Annotated in this window: 18 protein-coding genes and 1 other RNA gene; 7 read left to right on the top strand and 12 right to left on the bottom strand. The window is 69.5% G+C overall.

Translation table 11 applies throughout. From position 1 onward, the window contains the following. Window positions 1-29 precede the first annotated feature (29 nt). Window positions 30-437: a hypothetical protein gene (locus D7Y21_RS23275; RefSeq protein WP_120565959.1), complete on the bottom strand. Its 408-nt coding sequence runs from the start codon at window positions 435-437 to the stop codon at window positions 30-32. Between the two features lie 80 nt (window positions 438-517). On the opposite strand from D7Y21_RS23275, the gene D7Y21_RS23270 reads away from it, so the two are divergent. Both D7Y21_RS23270 and D7Y21_RS23265 read left to right on the top strand, forming a co-directional pair. Further along, entirely contained in the window at window positions 518-1,159 is a 642-nt protein-coding gene (locus tag D7Y21_RS23270) for an RlmE family RNA methyltransferase (protein WP_120565960.1), read from the top strand. A gap of 51 nt (window positions 1,160-1,210) precedes the next feature. Beyond that, window positions 1,211-7,270 (top strand): alpha-2-macroglobulin, encoded by a 6,060-nt coding sequence (locus tag D7Y21_RS23265; RefSeq protein WP_121715770.1) that lies wholly within the window; start codon window positions 1,211-1,213, stop codon window positions 7,268-7,270. 118 nt (window positions 7,271-7,388) lie between these two features. On the opposite strand, the gene D7Y21_RS23260 is transcribed toward D7Y21_RS23265, so the two are convergent. Continuing rightward, window positions 7,389-8,606, bottom strand: a complete 1,218-nt coding sequence (locus D7Y21_RS23260) for an EndoU domain-containing protein (RefSeq protein WP_121715768.1) — start codon at window positions 8,604-8,606, stop codon at window positions 7,389-7,391. 86 nt (window positions 8,607-8,692) lie between these two features. Here D7Y21_RS23260 and D7Y21_RS23255 point away from each other — a divergent pair, with 86 nt between their 5' ends. Next, the gene (locus D7Y21_RS23255; protein WP_121715766.1) at window positions 8,693-9,517 is read left to right on the top strand and encodes an SDR family oxidoreductase; all 825 of its coding nucleotides are present in this window, start codon (window positions 8,693-8,695) and stop codon (window positions 9,515-9,517) included. Window positions 9,518-9,548: 31 nt separating this feature from the next. Here the strand turns inward: D7Y21_RS23255 and tyrS are convergent, their stop codons facing one another. The 3 genes from tyrS to ssrS form a co-directional block, all read right to left on the bottom strand. Then, on the bottom strand, window positions 9,549-10,811 hold the full coding sequence (tyrS, locus tag D7Y21_RS23250) for a tyrosine--tRNA ligase (protein ID WP_120565964.1): 1,263 nt from the start codon (window positions 10,809-10,811) through the stop codon (window positions 9,549-9,551). Between the two features lie 103 nt (window positions 10,812-10,914). Continuing rightward, window positions 10,915-11,547 carry a 5-formyltetrahydrofolate cyclo-ligase gene (locus tag D7Y21_RS23245; RefSeq protein WP_199724560.1) on the bottom strand — a complete coding sequence of 211 codons (633 nt, stop codon included), beginning with the start codon at window positions 11,545-11,547 and terminating at the stop codon, window positions 10,915-10,917. Between the two features lie 19 nt (window positions 11,548-11,566). After that, a non-coding RNA gene (gene ssrS, locus D7Y21_RS23240) (6S RNA) lies at window positions 11,567-11,759 on the bottom strand. Between the two features lie 236 nt (window positions 11,760-11,995). On the opposite strand from ssrS, the gene D7Y21_RS23235 reads away from it, so the two are divergent. The 3 genes from D7Y21_RS23235 (at window position 11,996) to D7Y21_RS42295 (ending at window position 14,181) form a co-directional block, all read left to right on the top strand. Continuing rightward, window positions 11,996-12,910 carry a type IV pilus biogenesis/stability protein PilW gene (locus D7Y21_RS23235; protein ID WP_120565965.1) on the top strand — a complete coding sequence of 305 codons (915 nt, stop codon included), beginning with the start codon at window positions 11,996-11,998 and terminating at the stop codon, window positions 12,908-12,910. Beyond that, the gene (locus D7Y21_RS23230) at window positions 12,907-13,899 is read left to right on the top strand and encodes a serine/threonine-protein kinase (protein WP_121715764.1); all 993 of its coding nucleotides are present in this window, start codon (window positions 12,907-12,909) and stop codon (window positions 13,897-13,899) included. Before D7Y21_RS23235 ends, D7Y21_RS23230 begins: the two co-directional genes overlap by 4 nt. Window positions 13,900-14,007: 108 nt before the next feature. Beyond that, window positions 14,008-14,181, top strand: a complete 174-nt coding sequence (locus D7Y21_RS42295; protein WP_199724561.1) for a hypothetical protein — start codon at window positions 14,008-14,010, stop codon at window positions 14,179-14,181. Here the strand turns inward: D7Y21_RS42295 and D7Y21_RS23220 are convergent, their stop codons facing one another. The 6 genes from D7Y21_RS23220 to D7Y21_RS23190 form a co-directional block, all read right to left on the bottom strand. Continuing rightward, on the bottom strand, window positions 14,182-15,324 hold the full coding sequence (locus tag D7Y21_RS23220; protein ID WP_120565968.1) for a cysteine desulfurase family protein: 1,143 nt from the start codon (window positions 15,322-15,324) through the stop codon (window positions 14,182-14,184). Next, on the bottom strand, window positions 15,321-16,442 hold the full coding sequence (locus D7Y21_RS23215) for a bifunctional oligoribonuclease/PAP phosphatase NrnA (RefSeq protein ID WP_120565969.1): 1,122 nt from the start codon (window positions 16,440-16,442) through the stop codon (window positions 15,321-15,323). The genes D7Y21_RS23220 and D7Y21_RS23215 overlap by 4 nt, the downstream gene beginning before the upstream one ends. 188 nt (window positions 16,443-16,630) lie before the next feature. After that, window positions 16,631-17,470 carry a Fic family protein gene (locus tag D7Y21_RS23205; RefSeq protein WP_014397865.1) on the bottom strand — a complete coding sequence of 280 codons (840 nt, stop codon included), beginning with the start codon at window positions 17,468-17,470 and terminating at the stop codon, window positions 16,631-16,633. Between the two features lie 120 nt (window positions 17,471-17,590). Beyond that, window positions 17,591-18,928, bottom strand: coding sequence for an AAA family ATPase (locus tag D7Y21_RS23200; RefSeq protein ID WP_120565970.1), 1,338 nt, complete (start codon window positions 18,926-18,928; stop codon window positions 17,591-17,593). Between the two features lie 60 nt (window positions 18,929-18,988). Beyond that, window positions 18,989-19,939 carry a branched-chain amino acid transaminase gene (locus tag D7Y21_RS23195; RefSeq protein WP_120565971.1) on the bottom strand — a complete coding sequence of 317 codons (951 nt, stop codon included), beginning with the start codon at window positions 19,937-19,939 and terminating at the stop codon, window positions 18,989-18,991. A gap of 124 nt (window positions 19,940-20,063) precedes the next feature. Beyond that, a complete protein-coding gene (locus D7Y21_RS23190) occupies window positions 20,064-21,005 on the bottom strand; it encodes a MoxR family ATPase (protein WP_120566062.1) in 942 nt (313 codons plus the stop codon). Window positions 21,006-21,195: 190 nt separating this feature from the next. Between D7Y21_RS23190 and D7Y21_RS23185 the strand changes: the two genes are divergently transcribed. Next, a complete protein-coding gene (locus tag D7Y21_RS23185) occupies window positions 21,196-21,423 on the top strand; it encodes a hypothetical protein (protein WP_120565972.1) in 228 nt (75 codons plus the stop codon). A 125-nt stretch (window positions 21,424-21,548) separates the two neighbouring features. Here D7Y21_RS23185 and D7Y21_RS23180 read toward each other — a convergent pair whose 3' ends face one another. After that, window positions 21,549-26,141 carry a response regulator gene (locus D7Y21_RS23180; protein WP_121715772.1) on the bottom strand — a complete coding sequence of 1,531 codons (4,593 nt, stop codon included), beginning with the start codon at window positions 26,139-26,141 and terminating at the stop codon, window positions 21,549-21,551. Between the last annotated feature and the right edge of the window lie 206 nt (window positions 26,142-26,347).

Below are 26,347 nucleotides of genomic sequence, written 5' to 3'. Positions count from 1 at the left end.
GTAACGGGGGCATCCTGCCAGAGTCCGGTTTAACGCTGGACGCTGGGTGCGAACGCCGGGGTGGGCAGGGAGGAGGCTTCCTGGGGCCGGCGCAGCTCGCCGGTGGCGTCCAGGAGCTGGTCGTCCAGCCGCTTGAGGAGGAAGAGGACGTAGGCGGACAGGCCGGACAGGACGGCGGCCATGATGCCCAGCAGCATGCCGCGCTGCCAGCGGTGGGCCTTCTCCATCACGCCGCGGCGTTCCTTGAAGGTCTTCAGCTGGGCGTCCACGGAGGTGCCGTCCAGCTTCTGGGCGAAGTCGGAGGCCTGGGCGCTGCCCCGGGCCATCAGCCAGCGCCCCTCCGCCTGCAGGGCCTCGGCGCGCGCGTAGCAGAACGCCGCCCCACCCGCGAAGAGCAGGGAGATGCACAAGGCCGCTGTCACGCTCCGGGTGCCCATGCCACCAACCCTCCGGCAAATCCGTGGGCGCGGCCAGCCGACAGGCCGCGACTGCTCCGGCTTTCCGAAGACAGTAGCGGATGCTAGGGACGGCTTCTGACATGGGCAAGCCCTACCGTCCTAAAGACCACTATTTCCAGAAAGCCAAGCAAGAGGGACTGCGAGCGCGTTCCGCGTTCAAGGTCGATGAGATCCTCAAGCGCTTCCCCTCGTCCGTGAAGAAGGGCGCGGCGGTGCTGGATCTGGGCGCGGCGCCCGGCGGGTTCCTCCAGATATTGGCGGACGCGGTGGGGATGCACGGGCGCGTCATCGGCGTGGACATCTCGGCCATCCGTCCCTTCTCCCAGAAGTGGGTGACGACGGCGGTGCTGGACGTGCTCGCGGACGACTTCGACGCGAAGCTGGCCGCGCTGTACGACGGCCCCTACGACGCGGTCATCTCCGACATGGCGCCCAAGACGTCCGGCATCAAGGGCACGGACGAGGCGCGCAGCCTGCGGCTCGCGGGCAAGGCGCTGGAGGTGGCCGCCACGCGCGGCCGGCCCGGCGGCACGTTCGTGGCCAAGGTCTTCATGGGGGGCGACTTCGAGGCCTTCCGTGACGAGGTGCGGCAGCACTTCGAAGAGGTGAAGATCGTCCGTCCGGAGGCCACGCGCGGCGCCAGCATGGAGGTCTACGTGGTGGGTCTGCGGCGCCGGGCCCCGGCGCCCTCGGCCACTTGAAACAGAGAAGGGAACGCCAGGGACGCGGGCGGCGTCTAGAGTGCCGCCCCTATGTCTTCTCCACCACGCTCGCGTGCTTCCGTCGTCGTGTTGTGCCTGCTGTCCCTGGTGCTGTCCTCCGTGTCCGTGGCGGCGCCCGCGAAGGCGCCCCCGACGTGGAAGGCCATCGACGCGCTCGTCGAGGACGACAAGGTCGAGTCCGCCGCGCAGGGAGCCGAGGCCCGGCTCGCCGCGGCGAAGGCCCAGGGTGACGCCGACGAGTGGACGCGCGCGCTGATCCGCACGGTGCAGCTGCGCACGCGGCTGCATGGCTATGAGACGACGGTGCGCTTCCTGCGTGAACAGCCCTGGCCGCAGGGGTTGCGGCAGCAGGCCACGCTCCACCTGTTCTACGCGGCGGTGCTCGCGAACTACCAGCGGTCGTACAGCTACGAGATTGGCCAGCGCGAGCAGGTGGTGTCCACGGGGCCGGTGGACCTGAAGGCGTGGACGAAGGATCAGATTTCAGTGGAGATCCAGCGCACGTACGCCAGCGTCTGGGAGTCGCGGCAGAAGTTTGGCACCGAGCCGGTGAAGGGGCTGTCCGAGTACATCCAGCCCAACACGTATCCGGAGGGCATCCGCTCCACGGTGCGCGACGCGGTGACGTACCTGTGGGTGGGCTCGCTGGACGACACGGGCCTGTGGCGGCCGGAGCAGGAGCAGGGCGTGTACCGGCTGGACCTGGGCGCGCTCCTGGACAGCACGCCGAAGGTGGAGCTGAAGGACCCTTCCGTGCACCCGCTGATGAAGGTGGTGGCGGTGCTGGGGGACCTGGAGGCGTGGCACCTGGCGGCGGGCCGGCGTGAGGCGGCGCTGGAGGCGCGGCTGCGGCGCTACGAAGTGCTGTCAGCGTCGTTCACCGAAGCCGCGGACAAGCGGCGCATCCGGGAGCACCTGGCCGCGCACCTGAAGGGCTTCCGGGACGTGCCGTGGTGGTCCAAGGGGCAGAACCAGCTGGCGGAGATGGAGGCACAGGGGGGCCGCGCCATCACCGCGCATGCCCTGGCGAAGGCGGGCGCGGAGGCGTGGCCGAAGTCGGTGGGCGGCATGCAGTGCGCGGCGCTGGTGGCGAGGCTGGAGGCGCCGGAGCTGTACGCGACCGGGATGCAGGTGGACGGGCCGGGCAAGCGCTCCATCCTGGTGGGCCACCGCAACGTGGGCACGGTGTACTTCCGGGCGTACGCGCTGGATGTGGAGGCACGGCTCGCGAAGCCCGACGAGGACCTGTCGCTGCTCCCCTCCACCGCGGAGATGCTCCGCATGGTGGCATCGCGCAAGCCGGAGGCCGCGTGGAGCATGGCGCTGCCGCCCACGCCGGACTTCCAGCGGCACCAGACGTTCGTGACGCCGCCGGCGCTCAAGGCGGGCGCGTACACCATCGTCATGTCCACGCGAGAGGACTTCGCGAAGAAGAACAGCCGGATCCTCTCCCTGCCGATGTCCGTGTCGCCCTGGGCGGTGACGGTGCGCAAGGCGAACCCCAACCTGGCGGAGGTCCACGTGGTGGACGGCGCCACGGGGGCGGCCGCTCCGAACGTGGAGGTGCGGTTGGTGAGGTCGGACTACGGCACCCGCCGCTTCAACGTCGTCAGCCGCCGCACGGACGCGAACGGCGACCTGTTGCTCAAGGGCACGGACGCCAACCGCTACGAGGACATGCAGTTGGTGTTGGGCCGGGGCAAGGGCGTGATGGTGCTCCCGGGCTCGGTGTACCTGTCCCCCCTCTATGAGTCGACCCCGCAGGACCAGACGCTCATCTACACGGACCGCGCCGTCTACCGTCCCCAGCAGAAGCTGCTGTGGAAGGTGGTGGCCTACCGTCCGGAGGAGGCGTCGAAGCGCTACCGCGTCCTGCCGGATTCGGCGGTGACGGTGTCGCTCGTCGACCCCAACGGCCAGGAGGTGTCCAAGCGCGAGGCCCGCACCAACACGTTCGGGTCGGTGGCGGGCGAGTTCGACATTCCCTCGGGGAGGCCCCTGGGCCAGTGGACGGTGCGCACGCGCCCCAACGGCTACGCGAGCGTGCGTGTGGAGGAGTACAAGCGGCCCACCTTCGAGGTGACGCTGAAGGACGCGCCGGAGGCGCTGCGGCTCAACCGGCGCGCGACGTTCAAGGGCGAGGCCCGCTACTACTTCGGCCTGCCGGTGACGCGCGGCGCGGTGAAGTGGCGCGTGTCGCGCGAGCCGGTGCTGCCGCGCTGGTGGTTCTGGGAGCGCATCCCGGCCACCACGGAGCTGGTGGCCTCCGGTACGGCCACGGTGGGTGAGGACGGCGGCTTCACCGTGGCGTTCACCCCGGAAGCGGACGAGCGGCTCGCGAAGGCGCAGGGCATGTCGTGGCGCTACCGCGTGGAGGCGGACCTGACGGACGAGGGCGGTGAGACGCGCTCCGCGAGCCGTTCCTTCCGCCTGGGCTTCGTGTCGGTGGAGGGCCGCGTGGACTCCGATGTGGGCTTCGTCCGCGAGGACTTCCCGTCGGAGGTGCGGCTCGTGCGCTCGAACCTGGATGGCGCGCCGCAGGCTGGAGCGGGCCGCTGGCGGCTCATCGCCTTGAAGGCTCCGAGCCGTCCGCTGATGCCGTCGGAGGTTCCGGTGGAGAATCCCAAGCCCCTGGACGCGGACGTGCAGTCGCTCAAGGAGGCCTCGCCCACGCCGGGTGACGCGCAGAGGGGCCGCTGGGACACGAACTACGACGTGGAGCAGACGCTGCGACGCTGGGACGACGGCGCGGAGGTGGCGCAGGCGGCCGTGACGCATGGCGCGGACGGTGTCGCCACCGTGAAGCTGCCGGCGCTGCGCGCGGGGACGTACCGCCTGCGCTACGAGACGACGGATGCGTTCGGCCAGAAGGCCACCGCGCAACGGGACTTCGTGGTGGCGGGGGCCCACGCCCCGGCGGGGTTGCCCGCGGTGCTGGCGGCGGAGCGCGCTTCGGTGCGCGTGGGCGAGGTGGCGCGGCTGATGGTGGCCTCCGGCTTCGAGGGCCAGCCGCTGGTGATGGACGTGTACCAGGGGCACCAGCGCGTCGAGCACCGCCAGCTGACGGCGGGGCAGGGGCGCGCGGTGGTGGAGCTTCCGGTGACGGAGTCCCTGCGTGGCGGCTTCACGGTGGTGCTCTCGATGGTGCGCGACTGGCAGACGCTGAGCTTCCAGCAGACGGTGGCCGTGCCCTTCGATGACAAGGAGCTCAGCCTGGAGTTCGCCACGTTCCGCGACACGCTGCGGCCCGGCGCGAAGGAGACCTTCCGCGTGACGGTGAAGGGGCCGAAGGGCGCGAAGCTGGAGGCGGGGGCCGCGGAGTTGCTCGCGTACATGTACGATCAGTCGCTCAACGTCTTCGGACCGCACACGCCGCCGCAGGTGGCACAGCTGTATCCGCAGCAGACGGTGTACGTGGACTTCCGGGCATCCGGTGGCGTCTTCGGCGCGGACTGGCTCTTCGATGAGTTCGTCCGGGAGGGACCCTCCGCGCCGGAGCTCAGCGACGACACGCTGAAGTTCGAGGACGGCTACGGGCTGGGCGGTCCGGGCTACCGCAATTACTACGGCGGCCAACGCCTGCGCGCGATGAAGCCCGGGGCCGTCCGGCGGGAAGCTGACGCTGCACCGCCTCCGCCACCACCGCCGTCGCCCGCGCCGTCCGCCGCGGAATCCGCGCCGAAGCCCGGCCGGGTGCTGGAGCAGAAGCGGCGAGAGATCATCCAGATCATCAAGGGGGAACCCGGCCCCCCGGAACCGGGGGAAGGGCCGGAGGAGCCGCTGCGCTCCAACTTCGCGGAGACGGCGTTCTGGATTCCGCAGCTGCTCACCGGACCGGATGGAGCGGCGGTGCTGGAGTTCACGGTGCCGGACTCGGTGACGGCGTGGGACGTCTGGGTGCACGCGCTCACGAGGGACTTGCGTGGGGGCTCCACGCAGCGCTCCACCCGCAGCGTGAAGGAGCTGATGGTGCGCCCGTACCTGCCGCGCTTCCTGCGCGAGGGCGACCGCGCGGAGCTGGAGGTCGTGGTGAACAACGCGGGGGCCCAGACGCAGCAGGGCCAGCTCACGTTCGACATCGTGGATCCGGACACGCAGAAGAGCCTGCTCTCGGAGTTCGGCGTGAAGACGGCCTCGCAGGCCTTCACGGTGGCGGCGGGGAAGGGCACGAACCTGCGCTTCCCCATCACCACGCCCGCGCGGGTGGGGCCGGTGGCCTTCCGCGTCGTCGCGAAGACGGGCGCGTTCAGTGACGGCGAGCTGCGGCCCCTGCCGGTGCTGCCCGGCCGCATGCACCTGTCGCAGTCGCGCTTCGCCATGCTGAACAACAATGACCGCCGGACACTGACGTTCGATGACCTGAAGAAGTCGGACGACCCCACGCGGGTGAACGAGCAGCTCGTCGTGACGGTGGACGCGCAGCTCTTCTACTCCGTGCTCCAGGCGCTGCCGTACCTGGTGGACTACCCCTATGAGTGCACGGAGCAGACGCTCAACCGCTTCGTGTCCACGGGCATCGTCTCCAGCCTCTTCAACAAGTATCCGGCGGTGGCGAAGGTGGCCAAGGACCTGAGCGAGCGCAGCACTCGCTTCGAGACCTTCGACGACGTGGATCCGAACCGGAAGATGACGCTGGAGGAGACGCCCTGGCTCAACGAGGCGAAGGGCGGGGCGGAGTCCGACCAGGCGCTCCTGCGCGTGTTGGATCCGAAGGTGGCCCAGGCCCAGCGCGTGTCCTCGCAGGCGAAGCTGCGCAAGGCGCAGAACGCGGACGGTGGTTTCCCCTGGTGGCCGGGCGGCCCGTCGTCGCCGTACATGACGCTCTACATCCTGCATGGCCTGTCGCGCGCCATGGAGCACGGGGTGGAGGTGTCTCCCTCCATGACGGAGCCCGCGTGGGGCTACCTGGCGAAGCACTTCCGGGACGACTACGCGAACCGGCTGATGAAGAAGGACCTGGGCTGGGAATTCCTCACGTTCCTCAACTTCGTGGCGTCGGCGTATCCGGATGCGCGCTACACGGGCGAGGCGCTCACGGCCGCCGAGCGGCAGCGCATGCTCGACTTCTCCTTCAAGCACTGGAAGGAGCACTCGCCGTACCTCAAGGGGTACCTGGCGCTCACGTTGAACCGGTCGAAGCGCACGAAGGACGCGCAGAAGGTCTGGGACAGCGTGATGGACTCCGCGAAGACGACGCAGGACCTGGGCACGTACTGGCAGCCGGAGGACCGGAGCTGGCTCTGGTACAACGACTCCACGGAGACGCACGCCTTCGCGCTGCGCACGCTGTCGGAGCTGCGCCCGAAGGACCCCCGGCGCGCGGGCCTGGTGCAGTACCTGCTCCTGGACAAGAAGGTGAACCACTGGAAGTCCACGCGCGCCACGGCGGAGGCGCTCTACGCGCTCGTCAACTACATGGAGGCGGAGGGTTCGCTGTCCGCGCACGAGGAGCTGAAGGTGACGGTGGGCTCCAATGCGGTGACCATGCGCTTCTCGCCGGACGTGTACACGGGGAAGAAGAACCAGGTGGTCGTCCCCGGCCCGGAGGTGAACGCGACCACGGCGACCACGGTGGTGGAGAAGACGACGCCGGGCTTCGCCATCGCGTCCGCCACGTGGCACTTCTCCACGGAGCAGCTGCCCAAGGAGGAGCGCGGGGACTTCTTCCAGGTGTCGCGCCGTTACTTCGTGCGGATCCGCGAAGGCAACCAGACGCTGCTGCGCCCGCTGTCGGACGGCGCGAGGCTGCGCCCCGGCGACGAGGTGGAGGTGCAGCTGTCGCTGCGCACGAAGCACGCGGCGGAGTACGTGCACCTGAGGGACCCGCGTGCCGCGGGCCTGGAGCCGGAGAACGCGCAGTCCCGCCACAAGTGGGACCTGGGCATCGTCTGGTACGAGGAGACGCGCGACTCGGGGACGAACTTCTTCTTCGAGTCGCTGCCGGCCGGTGAGTACAACTTCAAGTACCGGCTGCGCGCGAACATGGCGGGCACCTTCCGCGTGGGCCCGGCGACGGTGCAGTCCATGTACGCGCCGGAGTTCACCGCCTACTCCACGGGCACGGTGCTCACCGTGGACAAGGCGCAGTAGGTTTCAGCAGGGCAGGGGACCGGCGCTCCGTCGTGGCGCCGGTCCGCTGCTCACGGTCGCAGCGTGAAGCGCGGGGTCGCCCCGGGCGTCACGCGTCCGGCCGGATGTCCTCGGTCCGCTACTCCGCGCAGGTGGCGGCTTCGTCGGTGGGGTGCAGCGTGGCGATGCCGTAGGTGCCGTTGCGCGTGCCGCACCAGATGCGCCAGTTGCCGCCACCCACGTCCGGCGCCGAGTACACGCCGCCTTCCTTCTTCGCCCCGCCGCGCGCACAGCAGCGCGCGAACGCCCGGGTTCCGATGGCGGCGATGGAGACCGCGTCCTGCGACGTCGAGAAGCCGCCCGTCCGCTTCACGCCGCAGGACCACGGGGACAGGCCCTTGAAGCGGATGAGGTACTGCTCGCCGCGCACCGCGTCCTCACCCCTGACCGGGCCCTGGTAGCAGACCTTTCCCTCCGCCTCGAGCTGCGCGTAGCGGGGCAGGAAGTGGAGGCCGCCAATCGGGCCGCGCTGCCAGTCGTCCCCGCAGAAGACGTGCGTGAACGCGTTGCGCGGGCCGGTGCTCACCCACAGGCTCGTGAGCCATTCGATGTTCGCCTGCCGCGAGCCCGGACGGCCCGCCGCGGACAGCGCGCGCTGCACTCGCGCGTCGTCGTAGTGCTTCGCGAAGAAGCGCTGCACGTCTCCGGCGCTCACGCTCGCGTCGGGACGCGCGGGGCACAGGTCCAGCACCTCGCGGTCCATCGCGGACAGCGCTGGGGCCTTGGCGAAGAGGGGCGGTTGATCACACGTGTTCGCGCACGCCGCCGCGTCACCAGGAGCCGGAGCCGACGCACGGCCCGCGGGTGCGCGCACCGCCACAGTGACCTCTTCCTCGTCGTCCGGCTCCGCCGCGGGAGCACCTGCACCGGATCCGCTTCCAATCGGCTTTGCTGCCGCGGGAGCGCTCGCACCGGCTCCGCTTCCAATCGGCCTCGCCTCCGCGAGGGACATTCCACCGCCTCGCGCCGCCTGCTGCTGGCGCGTGTTCTCATGGTCCGCGCGCACGAGCGCGTCCGTGCCCGGTGCCTTCTGGACGGCATCCGTGGGCGTGCCATCGCAGAGCACCCAGCCCTCCGCCTTGGGCCCCTGGAGCTTGCACCACGCGCGGTCGGGGCCCCCCTTCTTCATGAGCGGATAGGACACGCCCGGCTGCACGGAGAAGACGACCTTGGAGGACTCGGGCTGGTCCACCGCGTCCACGGCCTCTTCGGTGACGAAGACGCCGCTCCCCGCGAAGGCGACGGGGGCGGTGGAGAGTGCCAGGAAGAAGCAGGCGAGCGACCCGGAGAGGCGCATGGTGCGCCGGACTCTAACAGGGGTGCCCGAAGCCCGCTGTTCCCCGGTTGCGCCCGGCGCCGCGCCGCGAAATAAACGCGCCCGATATGAAACCGATGAATTTCCGAGGCCGCTGGGTGCTCATTACCGGCGCGTCGTCCGGCCTGGGGCTGGAGATGGCCCGCGTGCTCGCGAAGGAGCACGGCGCCCACATCATCGCCGTCGCCCGCCGCGAGGACCGGCTCACCGCGCTCAAGGCGGAACTGGAGTCCGCGCACGGCGTGCAGGTGCTGCCCCTCTCCGCGGACCTCACCCGGCCCGGCGACGCCGCGCGCGTCTTCGAGACCGCAACGGCGGGCCGCACCGTCGACGGCGTCATCCTCAACGCGGGCGTCACCTACTTCGGCCATGCGCTGGAGCAGCAGCCCGAGTCCTTCGACGCGCTGCTCGCCACCAACATCACCAGCGTGGTGCGCATGTCCCAGCTCTTCGGGGCGCACTTCGCGAAGCAGGACGGGGGCGGGGCGCTGATGCTCGTCGCAAGCACGGCGGGCTTCGCGCCGCTGCCGTACCAGACGGCCTACGCCGCGTCGAAGTCGTTCGTCATCAGCTACGGACGGGGCCTGGCCTACGAGCTGCGCAAGGCGGGCGTGTCCGTCACCGTCTTCGCGCCCGGCGGCATCGCCACGGAGATGCTGTCGGTGTCCGGCCTGGACCGGAAGTTCAAGGCGGGCGACGTGGGCATCATGTCCGCGGAGGCCTGCGCGCGCATCGCCGTGGAGGCGTTCGTGCACCGCCGCGAGCTCTCCGTGCCCGGCGTCCTCAACCGCTTCCTCGCGACGCTGATGAAGCTGTTGCCCCACGGCTTCATGATGGGGCGCTCGGCCGCGCTGTACGAAGGCGCGCTGCCGAAGGAGCCGCCCGCGCCCTGAAACAGGCCCGGGCGGCGTCCGTCGCGGTGGCTCAGGACAGCTTCACCCGCGTGACCTTCAGCTTGCCCACCTGCACGGTGTACTCGCCGGCCCCCAGCTCCGCCTTGGGGTCGGTGACCTTCTCCCCGTTCACCTTCACGCCGCCCTGGCCCATCATCTTGCGAGCCTCGGTGGCGGAGGCGACGAACTTCGTCTCCGGCAGCAGCTTCGTGACGAGCAGCTTCTCCGCGCCCGCGAGCGACACCTCCACGAGCGGCAGGTCCTCCGTGGACAGCTCCTTCTTGGCGAAGCGCTTCTCGAAGTCCTCCGCCGCCTTGCGGCCGGCCTCCTCACCCTGGAAGCGCGCGGCCATCTCCTGCGCGAAGGCGACCTTCGCGGCCTTGGGGTGCGCCGCGCCGGACTTCGTCTGCTCCTCCAGCTCCAGCACCTGCTTGAGCGGCATGGCGGAGAGCAGCTTGTAGTACCGCCACATCAGGTCGTCCGTGATGCTCATCAACTTGCCGAAGATGTTGTCCGCCGGCTCGTCGATGCCCACGTAGTTGTCCAGGCTCTTGGACATCTTGGAGCCGGTGATGACGCCGTCCACCAGCTTCGCGTCCAGGCCCTCCAGGATGGGGCCGGTCATGATGACCTGCGGCTCCATGCCCTCCTCCTTCATCAGCTGACGGCCGACGAGCAGGTTGAAGAGCTGATCCGTCGCGCCCAGCTCCACGTCCGCCTTCAGCGCCACGGAGTCGTAGCCCTGCAAGAGCGGGTAGAGGAACTCGTGGATGGCGATGGAGGTGTTCTCCCGGTAGCGCTTCTTGAAGTCGTCGCGCTCCAGCATGCGCTGCACGGAGTAGCGCGCCGCCAGGCGGATCATCCCCTCGGTGCCCAGCGCGTCGAGCCACTCCGAGTTGAACTTCACCACCGTCTTGTCCGGGTCCAGGACCTTGAAGACCTGCTGCTTGTACGTCTCCGAGTTGACCTTCACCTGCTCGCGCGTGAGCGGAGGCCGGGCCGCGTTCTTGCCGGACGGGTCCCCGATGAGCGCGGTGAAGTCACCGATGAGGAACACCACCGTGTGGCCGAACTCCTGGAAGCGCCGCATGCGCGTGAGCAGCAGCGTGTGGCCCAGGTGCAGGTCGGGACGGCTGGGGTCGAAGCCCGCCTTGATGACGAGCGGCTTGCCCTTGTCATACGAGCGCTGGAGCTTCTTCTTCAGGTCCTCCGGCACGTGCAAATCCACGGTGCCGCGAGTGACTTCTTCGAACTGTTCTTCGGGGGTCGCCTTGCGCAGTGCGTCCGGGTTCATGGCGCCGCGGACACTAGCCCAAAAAAGACGACGGGCAGGGCGGGACTTCCATGTCCGCCCCACCTGTGGATGTTCGCCCGGCTCCCCGAGGCTCAGGCCCCGCTCAGGTGTCCAGGAAGTCGAAGCTGCGGCACAGGCCGCGCAGCGTCTGGCTCTCCGTGACGACCTGGTCCATGTCCACGTCGTCGATCGTCGTGGGCAGCACCTGGACGATCTGGTCGTTGAAGGCCAGACCCACCCGGCGGCTGCGCGAACTGGCCGCCTTGAGGGTGGCGTCGTAGTAGCCACCGCCGCGCCCCAGCCGCTTGCCGTCCGGGCTGAAGCCCAGACCGGGCACCACGAACAGGTCGATTTGGTCCACCGGAATCAGGTCCGAGGAGTTCGTGGGCTCACGGACGCCCAGGCGCCCCGGCTCCAGCTCGCTCTCCGACTTGATGGCCCGGAAGGCCAGGATGCGCCCGTGCACGTGGGACAGCGGGTAGCAGACGATCTTCTCGTCCTGCAACGCCGCGATGAGGATGTCCCGGGTAGGCACCTCGCCCCGGATGGGGGCGTAGAGCGCTACCGTCCGCGCATTCTGATAGTAGGGCGATGCCAGGAATCGAGACTGGACCTTGAGGCCACGCTCGTCGATGAGGTCATTGGTCATCGCCTTGCGGCGCGCCGTCAGTTCCTCACGAAGCGTTACCTTCTTTTCCGCCGCCGCCGCCACCGTATCCGCCGCCGTCTCGCTCACCGCCGCCGCTCCAAAGAAAGAGTCCCCCGCCGAGCCGTGTGTCCAGCGTCCATTGAACCCTTAGAAGCCAGGTGGGGACCGAAATCATGTCACCGCAGGCTTCCCTCATCCCCGGTGAAGGGGGAGGGCTTGCACATGGCGACCGAAACGGACCCCGGAATGGACGTATCGGTTCGAATTTCTGCTGGGCATCACGCACCCCGCAGGGAACAGACCTTTACCACTCAAATCCTGCTGCAAGTCCTTAGAATCACTGGGAAAATCCCAGGGCGTTCTGGGAAAATGATAAGGATGGAGAAGCGTGCGGTCAAGCCGTCCTCGCGCGTTTACAAGCCGCCCCGTGGACTTCTATGATGCCCGGGTCCCCGACATGTCGCTCCCGACCCCAACATTGGCTCTCGCGGCGGTAGCCTGCCTCACCTCCGGATTCGCCTGGGCGGGTCCGCAGATGAACAGTACCTATCAGGCAGATGCCTTCGGCCCCATCGAGTTGCGCTCGGACGGGGAGCACCTCGTCGGCACGGCGCCGGCCGGGGGGCCCTGCCAGCGCCCGGTCGCCGAGCAGATCCTGACGGGGGACTTCCAGGGCAACGTCTTCCTGGGGGAGCTTACGCTCTGTCAGACGGGCGACACCTGCACCCCGTCCCGCAGCTTCCCGGTGATGCTCGTCTACAACGTGGAGGAGCGGGCGCTGGGTGGCGTGGTGAAGCTGGAGGACAGCTGCGAGTCCCCGGCGCTGCCCAAGAGCCGGATGCTGGTGCTCCGGGCGGCGGAGCAGGGGGCCTCGCTGACGCCCGCGACGGCGCAGGCCCCGGAGCAGCGCCAGGCGCAGGCTCCCGTGCCTCCTCCTCCGTCCGGTGGGGCCGCGCAGGTGGCGGCGCAGCGCCGGTTGGAGCCGCTGGACGTGGCGGCCACCCTGAAGCTGGGGCAGTCGCTGCTGGCCCAGAACCCCATCGCGGCGTCGCAGCAGTTCCAACTGGTGCTGTCCCAGGAGAAGGAGAAGAACAACGCCTGGGCGCTGACGGGCATGGGCGTGTCGCACTACCTGCGCAAGCAGCAGCCGGAGGCGCTCAAGTACCTGGAGCAGGCGCGCAACGTGGGCAGCGGCGCGGCCAAGGCGGAGGCCTTCTTCTGGACGGCGTGCGTGAAGCGGGCGGCGCAGGAGTCGGGGTTCGCCCAGGTCGCGCTGCGGCGTGCGCTGGCGGAGGGGTGGTCCCCGCCGGAGGGCAACGCGCTGGTGGAGCGCGAGCTCCAGCAGTTCGCCAACGAGGGAACGTTGTACGAGGCGCAGGTGAAGCAGGCCCGCGGTCGTAAGCGGGTCCAGGGCCGTGATCCGCAAGGAGCTGGCAGCGCCAGCCCGTGAACGCGCCGACTCCCGTGTCGAAGCCCATCCGCGTCTTCGGCAACTACGAAATCCAGTCGCTGCTGGGCAAGGGCGGCATGGCCGAGGTGTACCGCGCGCGCGTGCGCTCCGGTCCCTACGAAGGCTGGACGGTCGCGCTCAAGCGGCTGTTGCCCGCGCTCACCCGTGACCCGGCGTCGGTGGACCTGTTCCGCCGCGAGGCGCAGCTGTCGCGCCAGCTGGACCACCCGAACATCGTGAAGGTGCTGGACGCCGGGATGCTGGACGACGTGTCCTTCCTGGTGATGGACCTGGTGGACGGGCGCGACCTGGGCCACATCCTGCGCCGGTGCAAGGCGCGCGGGATTCCGCTCCCCGTCGACTTCGCGGTGTACCTGGCGAAGGTGCTGCTGGAGGCGCTCGCGTACGCGCACACCGCCACCGGCCCGGACGGGAAGCCGCTGGGCATCGTCCACTGCGACGTGTCCCCGTCCAACCTGTTCATCTCCCGCGTGGGGGAGATCAAGCTGGGCGACTTCGGCGTGTCGCGCGTGCTGGTGGACGGCAAGCTCCAGGGCGGCGAGGTGCTGGGCAAGCCGTACTACCTGTCCCCGGAGTCGCTGCAGGGCGCCGTCACGCCGGAGGCGGACCTGTGGGCCGCGAGCGTGGTGCTCTACGAGCTGCTCACGCTGGGCCGGCCCTTCGTGGGCTCGACGCCGGAAGAGGTCTTCGCGGGCATCCTGTCGCGCAAGTACCGGCTCCTGCGCTCGGTGCGTCCGGACATCCCGCAGGCGCTGGACGACGTGCTGGCGCGCGCGTTCGCGGAGAACCCCGAGGACCGCTTCCCGTCCGCGGAGGAGTACGCGAAGGCCCTGTCGCCGCACTTCGACGAGAACGTGGGGACGCCGCTGGCCATCGCGGCGGTGGTGCGCGGCCTGTTCGGCACCACGGACGAGATGCCCGCGTACCGGGGCTCGCCGTCCAACGGCCCCTCCGACGACAACGGGTAGCCGGGCGGGCAGGGCCCTGTCGCGTGGGCTCCCAGCCGGTGGAGCCCGCTGCGGCGCCTGCCCCGGATGATGACCTTTCCTCCCGCGAACATGCACCGGGAGGAATCCATGGCGACCGAGCGAAAGCAGCAACAGCCCGAACAGGACCACCCCACCCGAGAGACAAGGCGGGGCGACGAGCGGCTTCCGCCCAAGCCTGACGAGGCCAAGGAGGGCATCCCCGGATACGGGCAGCCGGATCCGGAGGTCCGCGAGAAGAACCTGCCGGACCAGAAGTGGTGATCAGCCCAGCGCGCGCACGCGGGGAACGTGGGTACAGAGCGCTTCCACCACGCGCTCCACCTCCGCCGGTGTGGTGGTGGGGCCCAGGCTGAAGCGCAGGCTGCCGCGCGCCTCGGCGGGGGAGAGGCCCATGGCGCGAAGCACGTGGGACGGCGACAGCGTGCCGGACGCGCAGGCCGCACCCGACGAGACGCGGATGTCCTCCAGGTCCAGCGCCATCAGCAGCGCTTCCCCCTCCACTCCGTCGAAGCGCAGGTTGCTGGTGTTGGGCACCCGGGGCGCGCCAGCGCCGTTCACCGTCACGCCGGGCAGCCGCTGGAGCACCTGCTCCTCGAAGGTGTCGCGCAGGGCCGTCACCCTCGCGGCGGTGCTGGGCTGATCCGCGGCGGCCAGCTCCAGGGCCAGCGCCAGGGCCTCGGCGTAGGGCACGTTCTGTGTGCCTCCGCGCCGGCCTCCCTCCTGGTGTCCGGGCGTCAGCGCCCGCACGTCCACGCCCTTGCGCACCACGAGCACGCCCACGCCCTGGGGGCCCCCGAACTTGTGCGCGGAGAGGGAGAGCAGGTCCGCGTCCACTTCGCGCAAGGTGAGCGGCACCTTGCCCGCGGCCTGCACGGCGTCCGTGTGGAAGAGGATGCCGCGCTGACGGCACGCGCGCGCGGCCTCCGCCACCGGCTGCAGCACGCCCGTCTCGTTGTTGGCCCACATCAGCGAACACAGCGCGGTGTCCGGCGTGAGCGCCTCCAGCACGGCCTCCAGCGGCACCCGGCCGTTGGAATCAGGGGACAGCCGCACCACCTGGGCGCCGTCCTTCTCCAGCTGCGCGAGCGCGCCCAGCGCCGACGGGTGCTCCACCGTGGTGGACACCACGCGGCGGCGGTCCTTCAGCGGGCGGGCCGCGTACGCCCCCATCAGCGCGAGCGCATCCGCCTCGCTGCCCGACGCGGTGAAGGTGAGCTCCTTCGGCTCGCAGCCCAGGACGCGCGCCACCTTCGCTCGCGCCGCGTCCAGCCGGGCCCGGGCCTCGCGCCCGCCACCGTGCACGCTGGATGCGTTGCCGAAGCCGCCCTCCGTGAAGGCCCTGGCGAGCAGCGCGCCGACCTCCGCGCGCACCGGCGCGGCGGCGTTGTGGTCCCAGTAGATCACGTGTCCTGCGCGGACAGCAGCGACACCGGCCGCTCCTCGGAGACCCCAAAGGCTTCGAGGAAGCGCGACACCACCTCGCGCTTGAGCGCCTTGCGCTTGGCCGCGCTGCCGGACAGGGGCAGCCGCGCGCCCGCCATGCTGCCGTGGCCGCCGGACGAACCACCCAGGTCCTCGCACAGCTCGCGGATGAGGCGGCCCGCGTTCATGCGCCGGTCCTTCACCCGCAGGCTCAGGAAGAGCTGGTTGCGGAATGTCCCGTACGCCAGGGACCACTTCATCCCTTCCAGGTACATCATCCGCTCGGCCACCTCCGCGACCATGTCCGGGGAGTAGACCTCCTCCAGGTCGGTGATGATGGCGGTGCCGTAGACCTTGGCCTTCTCGATGGACGTGTGGAACAGCTGGAAGAAGCGCGCCGGCAGCTCCGGGTGCTCAATCTGTCCCAGCAGTTGCTTGTCACAGCGGGGGAACAGCCACAGGTAGCTGTCCACGTCCGTCTGGGTCGTCTCACGGCCCAGGTCCCGCGTGTCCGCCTTGATGCCGTAGAAGAGCGCGGTGGCGATTTCGACGGACGGCTCCAGCCGGGCGGCCCGCAGGTACTCCGCCAGCATGGTGGAGGTGGCGCCGAAGTCGCCGCCCACGTCCGCGAAGGGGGCCAGCAGGCTCTCCTCGCGCAGCGGGTGGTGGTCCACCACCAGGTCCGCGCGGTAGCGCGCCGGCAGCGAGTGGTTGCGCACCGGCGGCTGCGTGTCCACCAGACCGAAGAGGTCGTACTGGCTGAAGTCGATCTGCGACACGTGCGACACCGGCAGCCGGAGCACGCGCACGAAGGCGACGTTCTCCGCCCGGCCGATGATGCCGCCGTAGCCCACGTGGGCTTCGATGCCGGCCTTGCGCTCCAGCAGATGGGCGAGCGACACCGCCGCCGCCATGGAGTCCGGGTCCGGGTTGTCGTGGGTGAGGATGAGCGCCCGGCGGTGACCCTTGGCCACCTGGAGCAGGCGGGCCAGCTTGTCGGCGGCGGGCAGCTTCGCCAACCGCGCTGGCGGAGGCTCCGTGAGCTCGCTCCCGGCGGGAAGCTGGGTGCGGCGGCTTTGGAGGGACGGGGTCACGGGCATGGGGACTCTTCTTTTACTTCCTCCGCCACGGGGATTCGAGAAGTCGGATGTTCTCCCCATGACGTTCCAGGGGTGTTTCCAACACCCCAATGGTGTCGACGTGCCGCGCGTTCTTCACGCCGCGGCGGAGGACGGGTGGGACGCCTGCTCCCTCGCCAGTCCTCCGGCGGCACGCCGCCCCGTGCGCGCTACTCCACCGTCTTGTACTTGCGGCCGAGGTCGCGGAAGTACTTCACGCCGTTGTCCAGCGAGTTCTCCATCGCGTCCATCAGCACCGTGCGGAACGTGGCCACGGGCGCGCGGAAGGACTCGTAGTAGCGCTGCCGGTCGATGGAGTGGATGACCGCGGGCATGTAGCCGTTGCGCAGCAGGATGAGGTTGCTGCACATGCGCCCCACCTTCCCGCTGTGCTCGGTGAAGGGGAAGATCTGCAGGAACTCGTGCTGCACCACCGCCGCCTGTTTGATGGGGTGGAACTCGCGGAACTCCGCGCTGGCGGTGTGGTCCACGAGCTTCTCCAGCCGGGCCTGGATCTTCGCGGGCTGGGTGATGTCGTGGAAGTAGGTGCGGTGCAGGGGCATGTCCTTGCGCAGCCCCGCGCGGTCGCGCTCCTTGGCCAGCTCCTTCTCCGTGCGCTCGCGGCGCTCCATGCGCGCACGCTCGGCCAGGGCTTCCGGCGTGTTGCCCAGGAAGAGGTCGTGCATCCGCTTGATGGTGGTGAGCGTGAGCGCGGACTGCTTCTTCGCGCCCGCGGCCTCCTCGCGGATGAAGTCCGCCACCGCCTTGTGGTTGCGGATCTCCAACACCACCGGGATCATGGAGGCTTCCGCCGCCGTGCGCTCCGGGAAGAGCGCGGCCATCAGCTCCTGGTGCGTGTACACGACGCCTTCGAGCGCGGCGTCGTGGTAGATCCACGACATCTCGAAGCGGTCGAGGTACTCACGCGCTGGCGGCTTGCCCTTGTAGATCTCAAGGTACTCGCGCAGCTGCTCGTTCTTCTCGTCGATGTCCTGGTAGCGTTCCTTCACGGACTGCGGCTCCTTCTCGCTCCGGCCCGCCCCGGGCGCTGGTTCCCAGAGGCTGCGCCGGGAGGTACAACGGCACGCGGAGTCTAGAAATTCCGCGCGGTTGGAACAAATAAAACCCGACTAGAGATTCACCAGGAACACCTCGCAGGCCTGATCCAGCAGGTCTTTTGAAAGGGCTGGCGGGATTTGCCGGTATCGGGCCGCGTCCCGGATGAGCGACACGAGGTCGCGGGGGTGGCAGGAGCGCATCTCCATGCTGCGCGGCTTGTAGTAGTGCTCCACCAGGTAGGTGATGGCCTGGTCCACGTAGGGGATGCCCGCCGCTTCGCACACCCGGCGGAAGATCTCCCGGTAGGACTCTTCGTCCGGATTGCCCACTTCAATCTTGTACTTGATGCGCCGCAGGAAGGCCTCGTCCACCAGCTCCTTGGGGTCCAGGTTGGTGGAGAAGACGAGCAGCTGATCGAAGGGAATCTCGAACTTCTTGCCGGTGTGCAGGGTGAGGAAGTCCACCCGCTTCTCCAGGGGGACGATCCACCGGTTGAGCAGGTCCGTGGGGTGGACCTTCTGGCGGCCGAAGTCGTCGATGAGGAGCATGCCGCCGTTGGCCTTCACCTGGAACGGCGCCTCGTAGAAGCGGGTGCTCTCCGAGTAGATGAGGTCCAGCGTCTCCAGCGTCAGCTCGCCGCCCACCACCACGGCGGGGCGCCGGCAGAGCGACCAGCGCTTGTCCATTTCGAACGTCTGCCGGCGGCCGTTGGCATCGCGACCCACCTCCAGCGACACGGGCGTGTGGATGATGCGGTCGAAGACCTTGATGATCTGGTTGTCGATTTCGAGGCAGTGCGGGACGAACACCTCGCCGCCGAACATGTGGGAAATCGCCTCCGCCAGGCTCGTCTTGCCGTTGCCCGGCGGGCCGTAGAGGAAGAGCGAGCGGCCGGAGTTCACGGCCGGGCCCAGCTTGTCCATCAGCTCCGCGGAGACGGTGAGGTGGCCCAGGGCGGAGACCAGGTCCTCCTGGCCCACGACGGGCGTCTCCTCCGTCTGGCTGCTGATGAGGGCGTTGTACTGCTCGATGGGGACGGGGGCGGGGCCCACGTAGGTGGAGCGGGTGAGGGCGTCACGCGCGTACTCGCGGCCCTTCTCCGTGAGGGCGAACTCCACGGACGCGCGGCCAAAGCCCTTGCCGCCGCGCAGGTCCACCAGCTTCTCCGCGGCGAGGAAGTCCACCACGTGCTCCACCACGCCGGACCAGGGCAGGCACATGCTCTCCGCGATGGCCATGCCCGTGCCGGTGCCGGCGTAATAGAGGAACTTGAGGCCCAGGTCCGCGAGCAGACCCATCCTCAGGCCCGTGTCCTCCAGCGACTTCGGCTCACCCGGAGCGATGTCGAGGACGGACGGGTTCTCCAGCTTGAAGGGATTGTCTTCGTACGCGTAGCCGGCGGGAGGCATCGGGTACGGGTTCTACCCGATTCCCCCGTCCGCCGGGACTTCACGTCCGCTGGACTGTCCTCAAACGTAGGTCAGCCAGTCCGCATAGCGGGCTTCCTGGCCCCGCACGACGCGGAAGTACATGTCCTGGACGAACCGGCTGATGGGGCCGGGCTTGCCGTCGCCAATCTGCCGGTTGTCCACCTCGCGCACGGGGGTGATCTCCGCGGCGGTGCCGGTGAAGAAGACCTCGTTGCAGATATAGAGGGCGTCACGGGTGACGGTGACCTCCTCGATGGTGGTGTGGCCGGCGTCGCGCAACAGCCGGAGCACCGTGTCGCGGGTGATGCCGTCCAGGACGGGGGAGGAGAGGGGCGGCGTCTTGATGATGCCCTTCTTGTTCACGAGGAAGATGTTCTCCCCGGAGGCCTCCGCGACGAAGCCGCTGATGTCCAGGAGGATGGCCTCGTCGTAGCCGGCCATCACCGCCTCGCGCTTGGCGAGGATGGAGTTGACGTACTGGCCGGTAATCTTGCCGCGCACCATGTTCACGTTCACGTGGTTGCGCGTGAACGAGCTGACCTTGGCGCGGATGCCTTCCTTCATGCCCTTGTCGCCCAGGTACGCGCCCCAGTCCCAGGCGGTGATGCCCACGCGGGTGGGGTTCACCGCGCCCAGGCCCATGGCGCCGTCGCCCATGAAGGCGACAGGGCGCAGGTACGCGCCGTTGGCGAACTGCGCCTTCTGGGTGCGCAGCAGCTCCAGCGTGGCCTCCACCAGTTCATCCTCGGTGTAGGGCATCTGCAGCATGATGATGTGCGCGGAGTCCATCATGCGGCGGATGTGCTCGCGCAGCCGGAAGACGGCGAGCCGGCCGTCATGGGTCCTGTAGGCGCGGATGCCCTCGAAGACGCCCAGGCCGTAGTGGAGGGCGTGCGTCATCACGTGCACGTTGCCCTCGTCCCATTTCATCAGCTTCCCATCGAGCCAGATGTGTTCGGCGCGCAGCACGGTGGATGAGGTCGAGCTCATCGGGATGTTCCTCTCGGGCTAGGGGTGGGACAGCTGAGGGACTTGTACCCAGGCCCAATAGGGACGCAAAGCGTGAAACGCCAACGATCGGCGTTCCGCGGTCGTTCCCGCGCGCCGCTCTGCGTCAGGCCTGCGCGATGGTGGGCAGGTTGGCGCGGGCCTTCTCGATGTCGCCCTCGTATTTGAGGACGAGGTTGAGCGTGGCGGCGACGACGTCCGCGCTGAGCGCTTCCGCGTTGAGCAGCGTCAGGCTCTGCGCCCAGTCCAGTGTCTCGCTGATGGACGGGGCCTTCTTCAAATCCAGCGCGCGGATGGCGGCGACGGCCTCCACCACCTGCTCGGCCAGCACCTGGGGGACCTCCGGCAGGCGCGAGCGGACGATTCTCAGCTCGCGCTCGCGGTCCGGGAAGTCGATGTGCAGGTGCAGGCAGCGGCGCTTGAGCGCGTCCGACAGCTCGCGGGCGTTGTTGCTGGTGAGGATGACACGCGGGACATGCTTCGCGCGGATGGTGCCCAGCTCCGGCACCGTGACAGCGTTGTCCGACAGGACCTCCAGGAGGAAGGCCTCGAACTCCGGATCCGCCTTGTCGATTTCGTCCACCAGCAGCAGCGCGGGCGTGTCCGACAGCTGGGCCTGGAGGATGGGGCGGGGGAGGAGGAAGCGCTCGGAGAAGAACACCGCGTCCCCGGAAGCGAGCCGGTCCGCTGCCTCCGCCAGCGTGGACGTGCCCTGGGTCAGCTCGCCAATCTTGTCCTTGAGCAGCTGGGTGTAGAGCAGCTGCTTGGCGTACTCCCACTCGTAGAGGGCCTTGGCCTCGTCCAGCCCCTCGTAGCACTGGAGCCGGAGGAAGGTCCGGTCCAGCGCCTGCGACAGGGCCTTGGCCAGCTCCGTCTTGCCCACGCCGGCCGGGCCCTCCACCAGGATGGGCTTGCCCATCCGGTCCGCGAGGAACACCGCCGTGGCGATTTCAGGGGACGACAGGTAGCCCACCGCCTCCAGGCGACGCGCCGCGTCCTCCACGCTGGTGAACGAGCGGATCTCCGAAGTCAGTTGGGGGGGGCTCACACCCGTCAACTTAACCGACGGTTCCGTGGCCACTGCGGCAAAAATGCCAGGGTTGTGGGGGCGCCGTCCGCACTCTTGAGGACCTTGGGAGCTGTAACCCTGCGGAATCAGGGTGCGTAATTATTTTCGCACCGCGGGCATGCACCGTGCATCTATGCGGGCGTATCTCAGGACGACGAGGTCGCGGGTCATGTGGGCGTGGCTGAAGCTGGCGATGGCGGTGTTGGTGGTGGTGATGCCGGGGGGCTTCCCCCTCGTGCTGGCGTACATCGCGACGCGGACGCTGCTGGAACGGTGGCGGCAGGCGCAGGCGCTGGCGTTGGAAGAGGGCCGTCCGGTGTCGGTGGTGCGGGACGTGGTGGGCGCGCTGCACTTCCGGGACCTCATCCGTGAGGCGAAGGCGGCCACGGCGCTGTAGCCGTCGCGGGACAGTCTTGAGATGGACGAAGGGCCCGGCACTCCATGGAGTGCGCGGGCCCTTGTCGTTTCCGCCGGGTTTCCGGCGGTGGACCCTCCCGGGTGAGGGGAGGGCCGGGGTGCGGGCTACTTGTCGAGCTCGTCGACGAGCGCCGTCCAGTCGTCCTCGCCGGCTTCAGGGGCGGTGGGCAGCTGCATCACCATGGTGCGCTCCGGGGCCTCCTCGTCCACGGGGACGGGGGTGGGCGCGGCAGCGGCCTTCTTCGCGGCGGGCTTGGCGGCGGCCTTGGCCGGGGGCTTGGCGGCGGCCGGGATGACCGGGTTCGCCTGGACGGTGGCGGCCAGGTGCTCCTCCTCCGTGGCCTTGGCGCCGGCCTTCGCGGCGGGGGCGGCGGCCGGGGCCTTGGTCTTGTAGCGGGCCAGCTCCAGCTCGGCGACCTTGAGCGCCTTGCTCTTCTCCTGGACGGACGTCTGGAGGCGGGCGACTTCCTGCGCCTTGATGGCCTCGCGGCGCTCGAGCTCCGCCTTCTGCTTGGTGTTGAGGTCCTCCAGCTCCTTGGCCTGACGGGCCTCCAGGTCCTTGCGCTCCTTCTGCGCAGTGGCGAGCCTGGCGGCCGCCTCGTTGGCCTTGGTCTCCGCCGCGGCGACGCGGGCGTTGAGGTCCTTCTCCGCGCGGGCGCGGGTGCTCTGGGCGTTCTCCAGCGCCAGCTCCAGGTCCTGGGCCTTCTTGGTGCGGGTCTGCACCTGGGCCTGGGCGTCCTTGAGCTTCGCCTCCGTGTCGGCGGCGAACTTCTGGGCCTCCTGGGAGAGCTGGGCGATGCGCTGGTCCGCCTTCGCGAGCTTCGCGGCAAGGTCGTCCGACTGCTTCTTCGCCTCGGCGGCGGCGGCCTGCGCCTGCTGGGCCTGCGTTTGCGCCTGGGCCTGGGCCTGCTGGAGCTGCCCGGCCAGTCCGTCGCGCTCGCTGGTGAGCTTCTTCTGCTGCTGCGAGGCCTGCTGCAGCTGTCCGTCGCGGTCGGCGATGGCCTTGCGCGCCCCGTCCAGCTCGCCGGAGACGTTGGCGACCTGCTGGTTGAGCGCGTCCGCCTGCTTCTTCGCCTCGGAGGCCTGCTGCTCCAGCTGGCCTTCCAGCTGCTTCACCTGCTCCGTGCGGGTGGAGACCTCGCGGTTGAGCACCTCCGCCTGACGCATCTTCTCCTGCGTCACGTGCGTGAGCTTGCGGAGCGTGTCCGACAGCTCCTTGCCCTTGGTGTCGACCTCGTTCTGGAGGAGCTCCTCACGGCGCTGCGACTCGTGGGTGAGCGTCTGGAGGCGGTCCTCCAGGTCGTGCCGCGCGTCCTCCGTCTGCGCGAGCTTGGAGGACAGCTGCGTGACTTCCGACACGCGCGTGCCCAGCTCGTGCTTGGTGACGATGAGCTGTTCGGCCAGGTCCTCGCCGTTGGCCTGGGCCTCGGTGAGCTGGCGCGTGAGCTCCGCCTGGGCGCTGGCGGCGGCCTGGCGGGACTGCGCGTGGGTCTGCTCCTCGCGGGCCAGTGTGTCCTGGGTGCTGGCGAGCTGGCCCTGCGTGTCGGCCAGCTGCTGCGACGTGGCGTTCAGCTCCGCGAACAGGTTGTCGCGCTCGCCGGTGAGGGCGTTGATGCGCGCGGTGGTCTCCTCCGCGAGCGCCGCGTGGGCGGAGCGCTCCGCGTCGTAGAGCCCCTGCGTCTCCGACAGGTCCGCGCGCAGCTGGCCAATCTGGCCGGTGAGGTCCTGCTCCAGCGCGTCCTTCGCCGCGTTGAGCGCCGCCAGCTCCGCGATGCGCGCGTCGCGCTCCTCGGTGGTGCGGGCGAGGAGGCCGTTGGTCTCCTGCAGGATGTCGCGCGTCTCGTTGAGCTCCGCGTCCAGTTCGTCGCGGTGCGAGGTGACCTTCGCCAGGTCGGCGCGCGTCGACTCCAGGGTCTCCTGGGTCTGCGTGAGCGTCTGGCTGGTGGCCTCCAGCTCGCCGCGCGTCTCCGCGAGCGTGCCTTCCGTGCTGGAGAGCGTCGCCTGCGTGTCGGCGAGCGTGCCTTCCGTGCGCGCCAGCGTGTCCTGCGTCTGGGCGAGCGTCGCCTCGGTGGTGGCCAGCGTCTGGCTGGTGGCCTCCAGCTCGCCCTGGGTGGACGCGAGCGTCCCTTCCGTCTGCGCGAGCTTGGACTGCGTCTCCGTCAGCGTCTGGCTGGTGGCCTCCAGCTCGCCGCGCGTCTCGGAGAGCGTGCCCTCCGTGCTGGAGAGCGTGGCCTGCGTGTCGGAGAGGGTCTGGCTGGTGGCGTCCAGCTCACCGCGCGTGGTGGAGAGCGTCTCCTCCGTCTGCGCGAGCTTGGACTGGGTGTCCGCCAGCGTCTGGCTGGTGGCCTCCAGTTCGCCGCGCGTCTCCGCCAGCGTGCCTTCCGTGCTGGAGAGGGTCGCCTGCGTGTCGGCGAGCGTGGCCTCCGTGCGCGCCAGCGTGTCCTGCGTCTGGGCGAGCGTCGCCTCGGTGGTGGCCAGCGTCTGGCTGGTGGCCTCCAGCTCGCCGCGCGTGGTGGAGAGCGTCTCCTCCGTCTGCGCCAGGCGCGTCTGCGTCTCGGAGAGCTGCTGGCTGGTGGCCTCCAGCTCGCCGCGCGTCTCGGAGAGGGTGGCCTCCGTGTTGGAGAGCGTGCCCTGCGTCTCGGAGAGCTGCTGGCTGGTGGCCTCCAGCTCGCCGCGCGTCTCCGCGAGGGTGGCTTCCGTGCTGGAGAGCGTGCCCTGCGTCTCGGAGAGCTGCTGGCTCGTGGCCTCCAGGTTGCCGGTCAGCTCGGCGATGCGTGCGTCGCGGTCGGAGACGTCGGTCTGCAGGCCCTCGATGGTGCCGTCGCGCTGGGCGACGGTGTCCTCGAGCGAGGCCACGCGCGCGGAGAGCTGTTCACCCTGGCGCTGGGACGCGTCCAGTTGCTCGGTGAGCGCTTGAATCTGACCGTTGAGGTCCGCCTCCAGGGCGTCCTTCGCCGCGCGCAGGTCCTCCAGCTGGCTGGTGAGGTCCTGCTCCAGCGCGTCCTTGGCCTGCTGCAGCGCCTGGAGCTCCGCGTTCAGCTCGTTCTCGCGGTCCTCCAGGTGCGTCTTGACGGCCTCGACTTCGCCTTCCAGCTCACCGATGCGCTCGCGGTGCTGCTGGATGGTGGCGTTGAGCTCCGCCTCGCTGTTCTCGTTGCGGGCGATGGCCTCCTGCAGCTCGCGGTCGAGCGCGGAGATCTTCCCGTCCCGCTCCTCCACGCGCTGCGTGAGGTCCGCCTCCAGGGCGTCCTTGTCCAGCCGGAGCTGGTCGCGCTCGCCGGTGACGCGCGCGATGTCGGACTCCAGGTCCGCCACCTGCTGCGTGAGGCGCTGCTCCAGCGCGGCGCGCTCGGCGTTGAGGCGCTCAATCTCCGCGTCCGAGCGGCTGGCGTGCTCCTCCGCCGTGGTGGACCGGGCCTCCAGGCCGCGCACGGTGGCGTCGCGCTCCTGCTCCGTCTGCGTCAGCCGCTCCTGGAGGGCCTGCAGCTCGCCGTCCAGTTCGGCGTAGCGCTGGTCGCGCTCGCTGACGGTGCGGGACAGCTCGGACTCGAACTGATCGCCGCGCTCGCGCAGCTGGAGGATGTCCGCCTCGTTGGCGCGGACGGTGTCCTGGAGCTTCTGCTCCTTGACCTCGAACTCCAGCGTGACGACGCCGAGGTGCTTCTCCAGCTTGTCGAACTCGTTGCGCCAGCTCTCCAGGTCCGCGCCGCGCCGGGCCAGCTCCTCGTCGCGGAGGTTGACCTCCTTGCGCAGGACGTTGATGTCCTTCTCCTTGGAGGCGACGACCTCGATGAGGTCCTTCTCCGAGGAGAACTTCTGGAGGAGCAGGTCGTCGACGGTGGCGCCGTGCTCGCGCTCCTTCTGGACGATGGACTGCTGCGCGTCGTTGAATCGCCTGAGCAGGTCGTCCACCTGCATCTTCAGGCCCTGCAGCTCCACGTCCTTCTCGTGGAGGCGGTCCTCGACGGAGAGCAGCTCGCGCTCGCGGACGCTCCAGATTTCGGACAGGCGCGCGAGCTGGGCTTCGCGCGTCTTCAATTCATCCCGGAGGATCTGGACCTTGCCCTCGGGCGTGCCCATCAGCTCGCGGCGCGGGGGCGGGCGCTTGAGCTGACGCGATTCCGCCAGCAGCTCCGCCTTGCGGTCCGCGATGGACGAGAAGGCCCGGTCCATGAAGGCCTTGTCGTCGTCCGTCATGGCGCTGCGGCGCTCGCGCTTGGGCAGCTTGGGCGGGGCGCCCGTGCGCACGCCCGGCATGGGCGGCGGGGCTTCCCGCGGGGCGCCGGACAGCGCGGCGTCCAGGTCCGCGTCCGAGTCGTCGGAGCCGGGCGGCACGATGCCCGCGCTCATGGAGGCGAGCTCGCCCATTTCGAACGGGATGACGAGGTAGCCGTCCGCGGCGGCCGGCGTCTCACGGTGTTTGTTCAGGCCCTCCACGCCGGAGTCGGAGGAGAGCAGGAGGACCTTCAGGTTCTGGCCCCACTTGCCCTTCTTGATTTGCCCACAGAGGGCGAAGCCGGACTGGTCCGGCAGCTCCGCGCGCACGACGACGAGGTCCGGTCGGCGCTTCTCCAATTCCCGCTGCGCGTCTGACGCAGTGGTGGCCATGGCCGTGTTGTAGCCCGCGCTCTTGAGCACGGAGGCCATGCTGAGTGCGAAGTCGTTCTGGCTTTCGACGATGAGGACGCGACGCTCCATGAAGCCCTTCACCCAGCAAAAAGTGCAGTGAAAACCGCCACATCCTATCGGGCGGGCGCAAGGCTTGGGAAGTTTCCGAGCAGCGCTCGGTCGGCTGCCTCACGAGTTCTTGCCGCGAACCGCTCCCTGCCCGACAGGCGGGACCGACCCGGGGGACGCGCCTGCTTCCGGATCCCGCCCCGGGAAGTTGGTGGGCGGGGTGGGCC

This window comes from Corallococcus sp. AB045 (assembly GCF_003668895.1).
GTDB classification, from domain to species: Bacteria; Myxococcota; Myxococcia; order Myxococcales; family Myxococcaceae; genus Corallococcus; species Corallococcus coralloides.
The sequence above is the reverse complement of the archived record's forward strand: the minus strand, read 5'-3'. Positions and strand labels throughout refer to the sequence as shown.

Excerpts from the sequence above, each read along its gene's own strand:
- D7Y21_RS23215 (WP_120565969.1), bottom strand. The coding sequence starts at position 16,442 with ATGCCCGTGACCCCGTCCCTCCAAAGCCGCCGCACCCAGCTTCCCGCC.
- D7Y21_RS23255 (WP_121715766.1), top strand. The coding sequence starts at position 8,693 with ATGAAACCGATGAATTTCCGAGGCCGCTGGGTGCTCATTACCGGCGCG.
- tyrS (WP_120565964.1), bottom strand. The coding sequence starts at position 10,811 with ATGAACCCGGACGCACTGCGCAAGGCGACCCCCGAAGAACAGTTCGAA.
- D7Y21_RS23265 (WP_121715770.1), top strand. The coding sequence starts at position 1,211 with ATGTCTTCTCCACCACGCTCGCGTGCTTCCGTCGTCGTGTTGTGCCTG.
- D7Y21_RS42295 (WP_199724561.1), top strand. The coding sequence starts at position 14,008 with ATGGCGACCGAGCGAAAGCAGCAACAGCCCGAACAGGACCACCCCACC.
- D7Y21_RS23270 (WP_120565960.1), top strand. The coding sequence starts at position 518 with ATGCTAGGGACGGCTTCTGACATGGGCAAGCCCTACCGTCCTAAAGAC.
- D7Y21_RS23235 (WP_120565965.1), top strand. The coding sequence starts at position 11,996 with ATGAACAGTACCTATCAGGCAGATGCCTTCGGCCCCATCGAGTTGCGC.
- D7Y21_RS23185 (WP_120565972.1), top strand. The coding sequence starts at position 21,196 with ATGTGGGCGTGGCTGAAGCTGGCGATGGCGGTGTTGGTGGTGGTGATG.
- D7Y21_RS23260 (WP_121715768.1), bottom strand. The coding sequence starts at position 8,606 with ATGCGCCTCTCCGGGTCGCTCGCCTGCTTCTTCCTGGCACTCTCCACC.
- D7Y21_RS23275 (WP_120565959.1), bottom strand. The coding sequence starts at position 437 with ATGGGCACCCGGAGCGTGACAGCGGCCTTGTGCATCTCCCTGCTCTTC.
- D7Y21_RS23200 (WP_120565970.1), bottom strand. The coding sequence starts at position 18,928 with ATGCCTCCCGCCGGCTACGCGTACGAAGACAATCCCTTCAAGCTGGAG.
- D7Y21_RS23195 (WP_120565971.1), bottom strand. The coding sequence starts at position 19,939 with ATGAGCTCGACCTCATCCACCGTGCTGCGCGCCGAACACATCTGGCTC.
- D7Y21_RS23180 (WP_121715772.1), bottom strand. The coding sequence starts at position 26,141 with ATGGAGCGTCGCGTCCTCATCGTCGAAAGCCAGAACGACTTCGCACTC.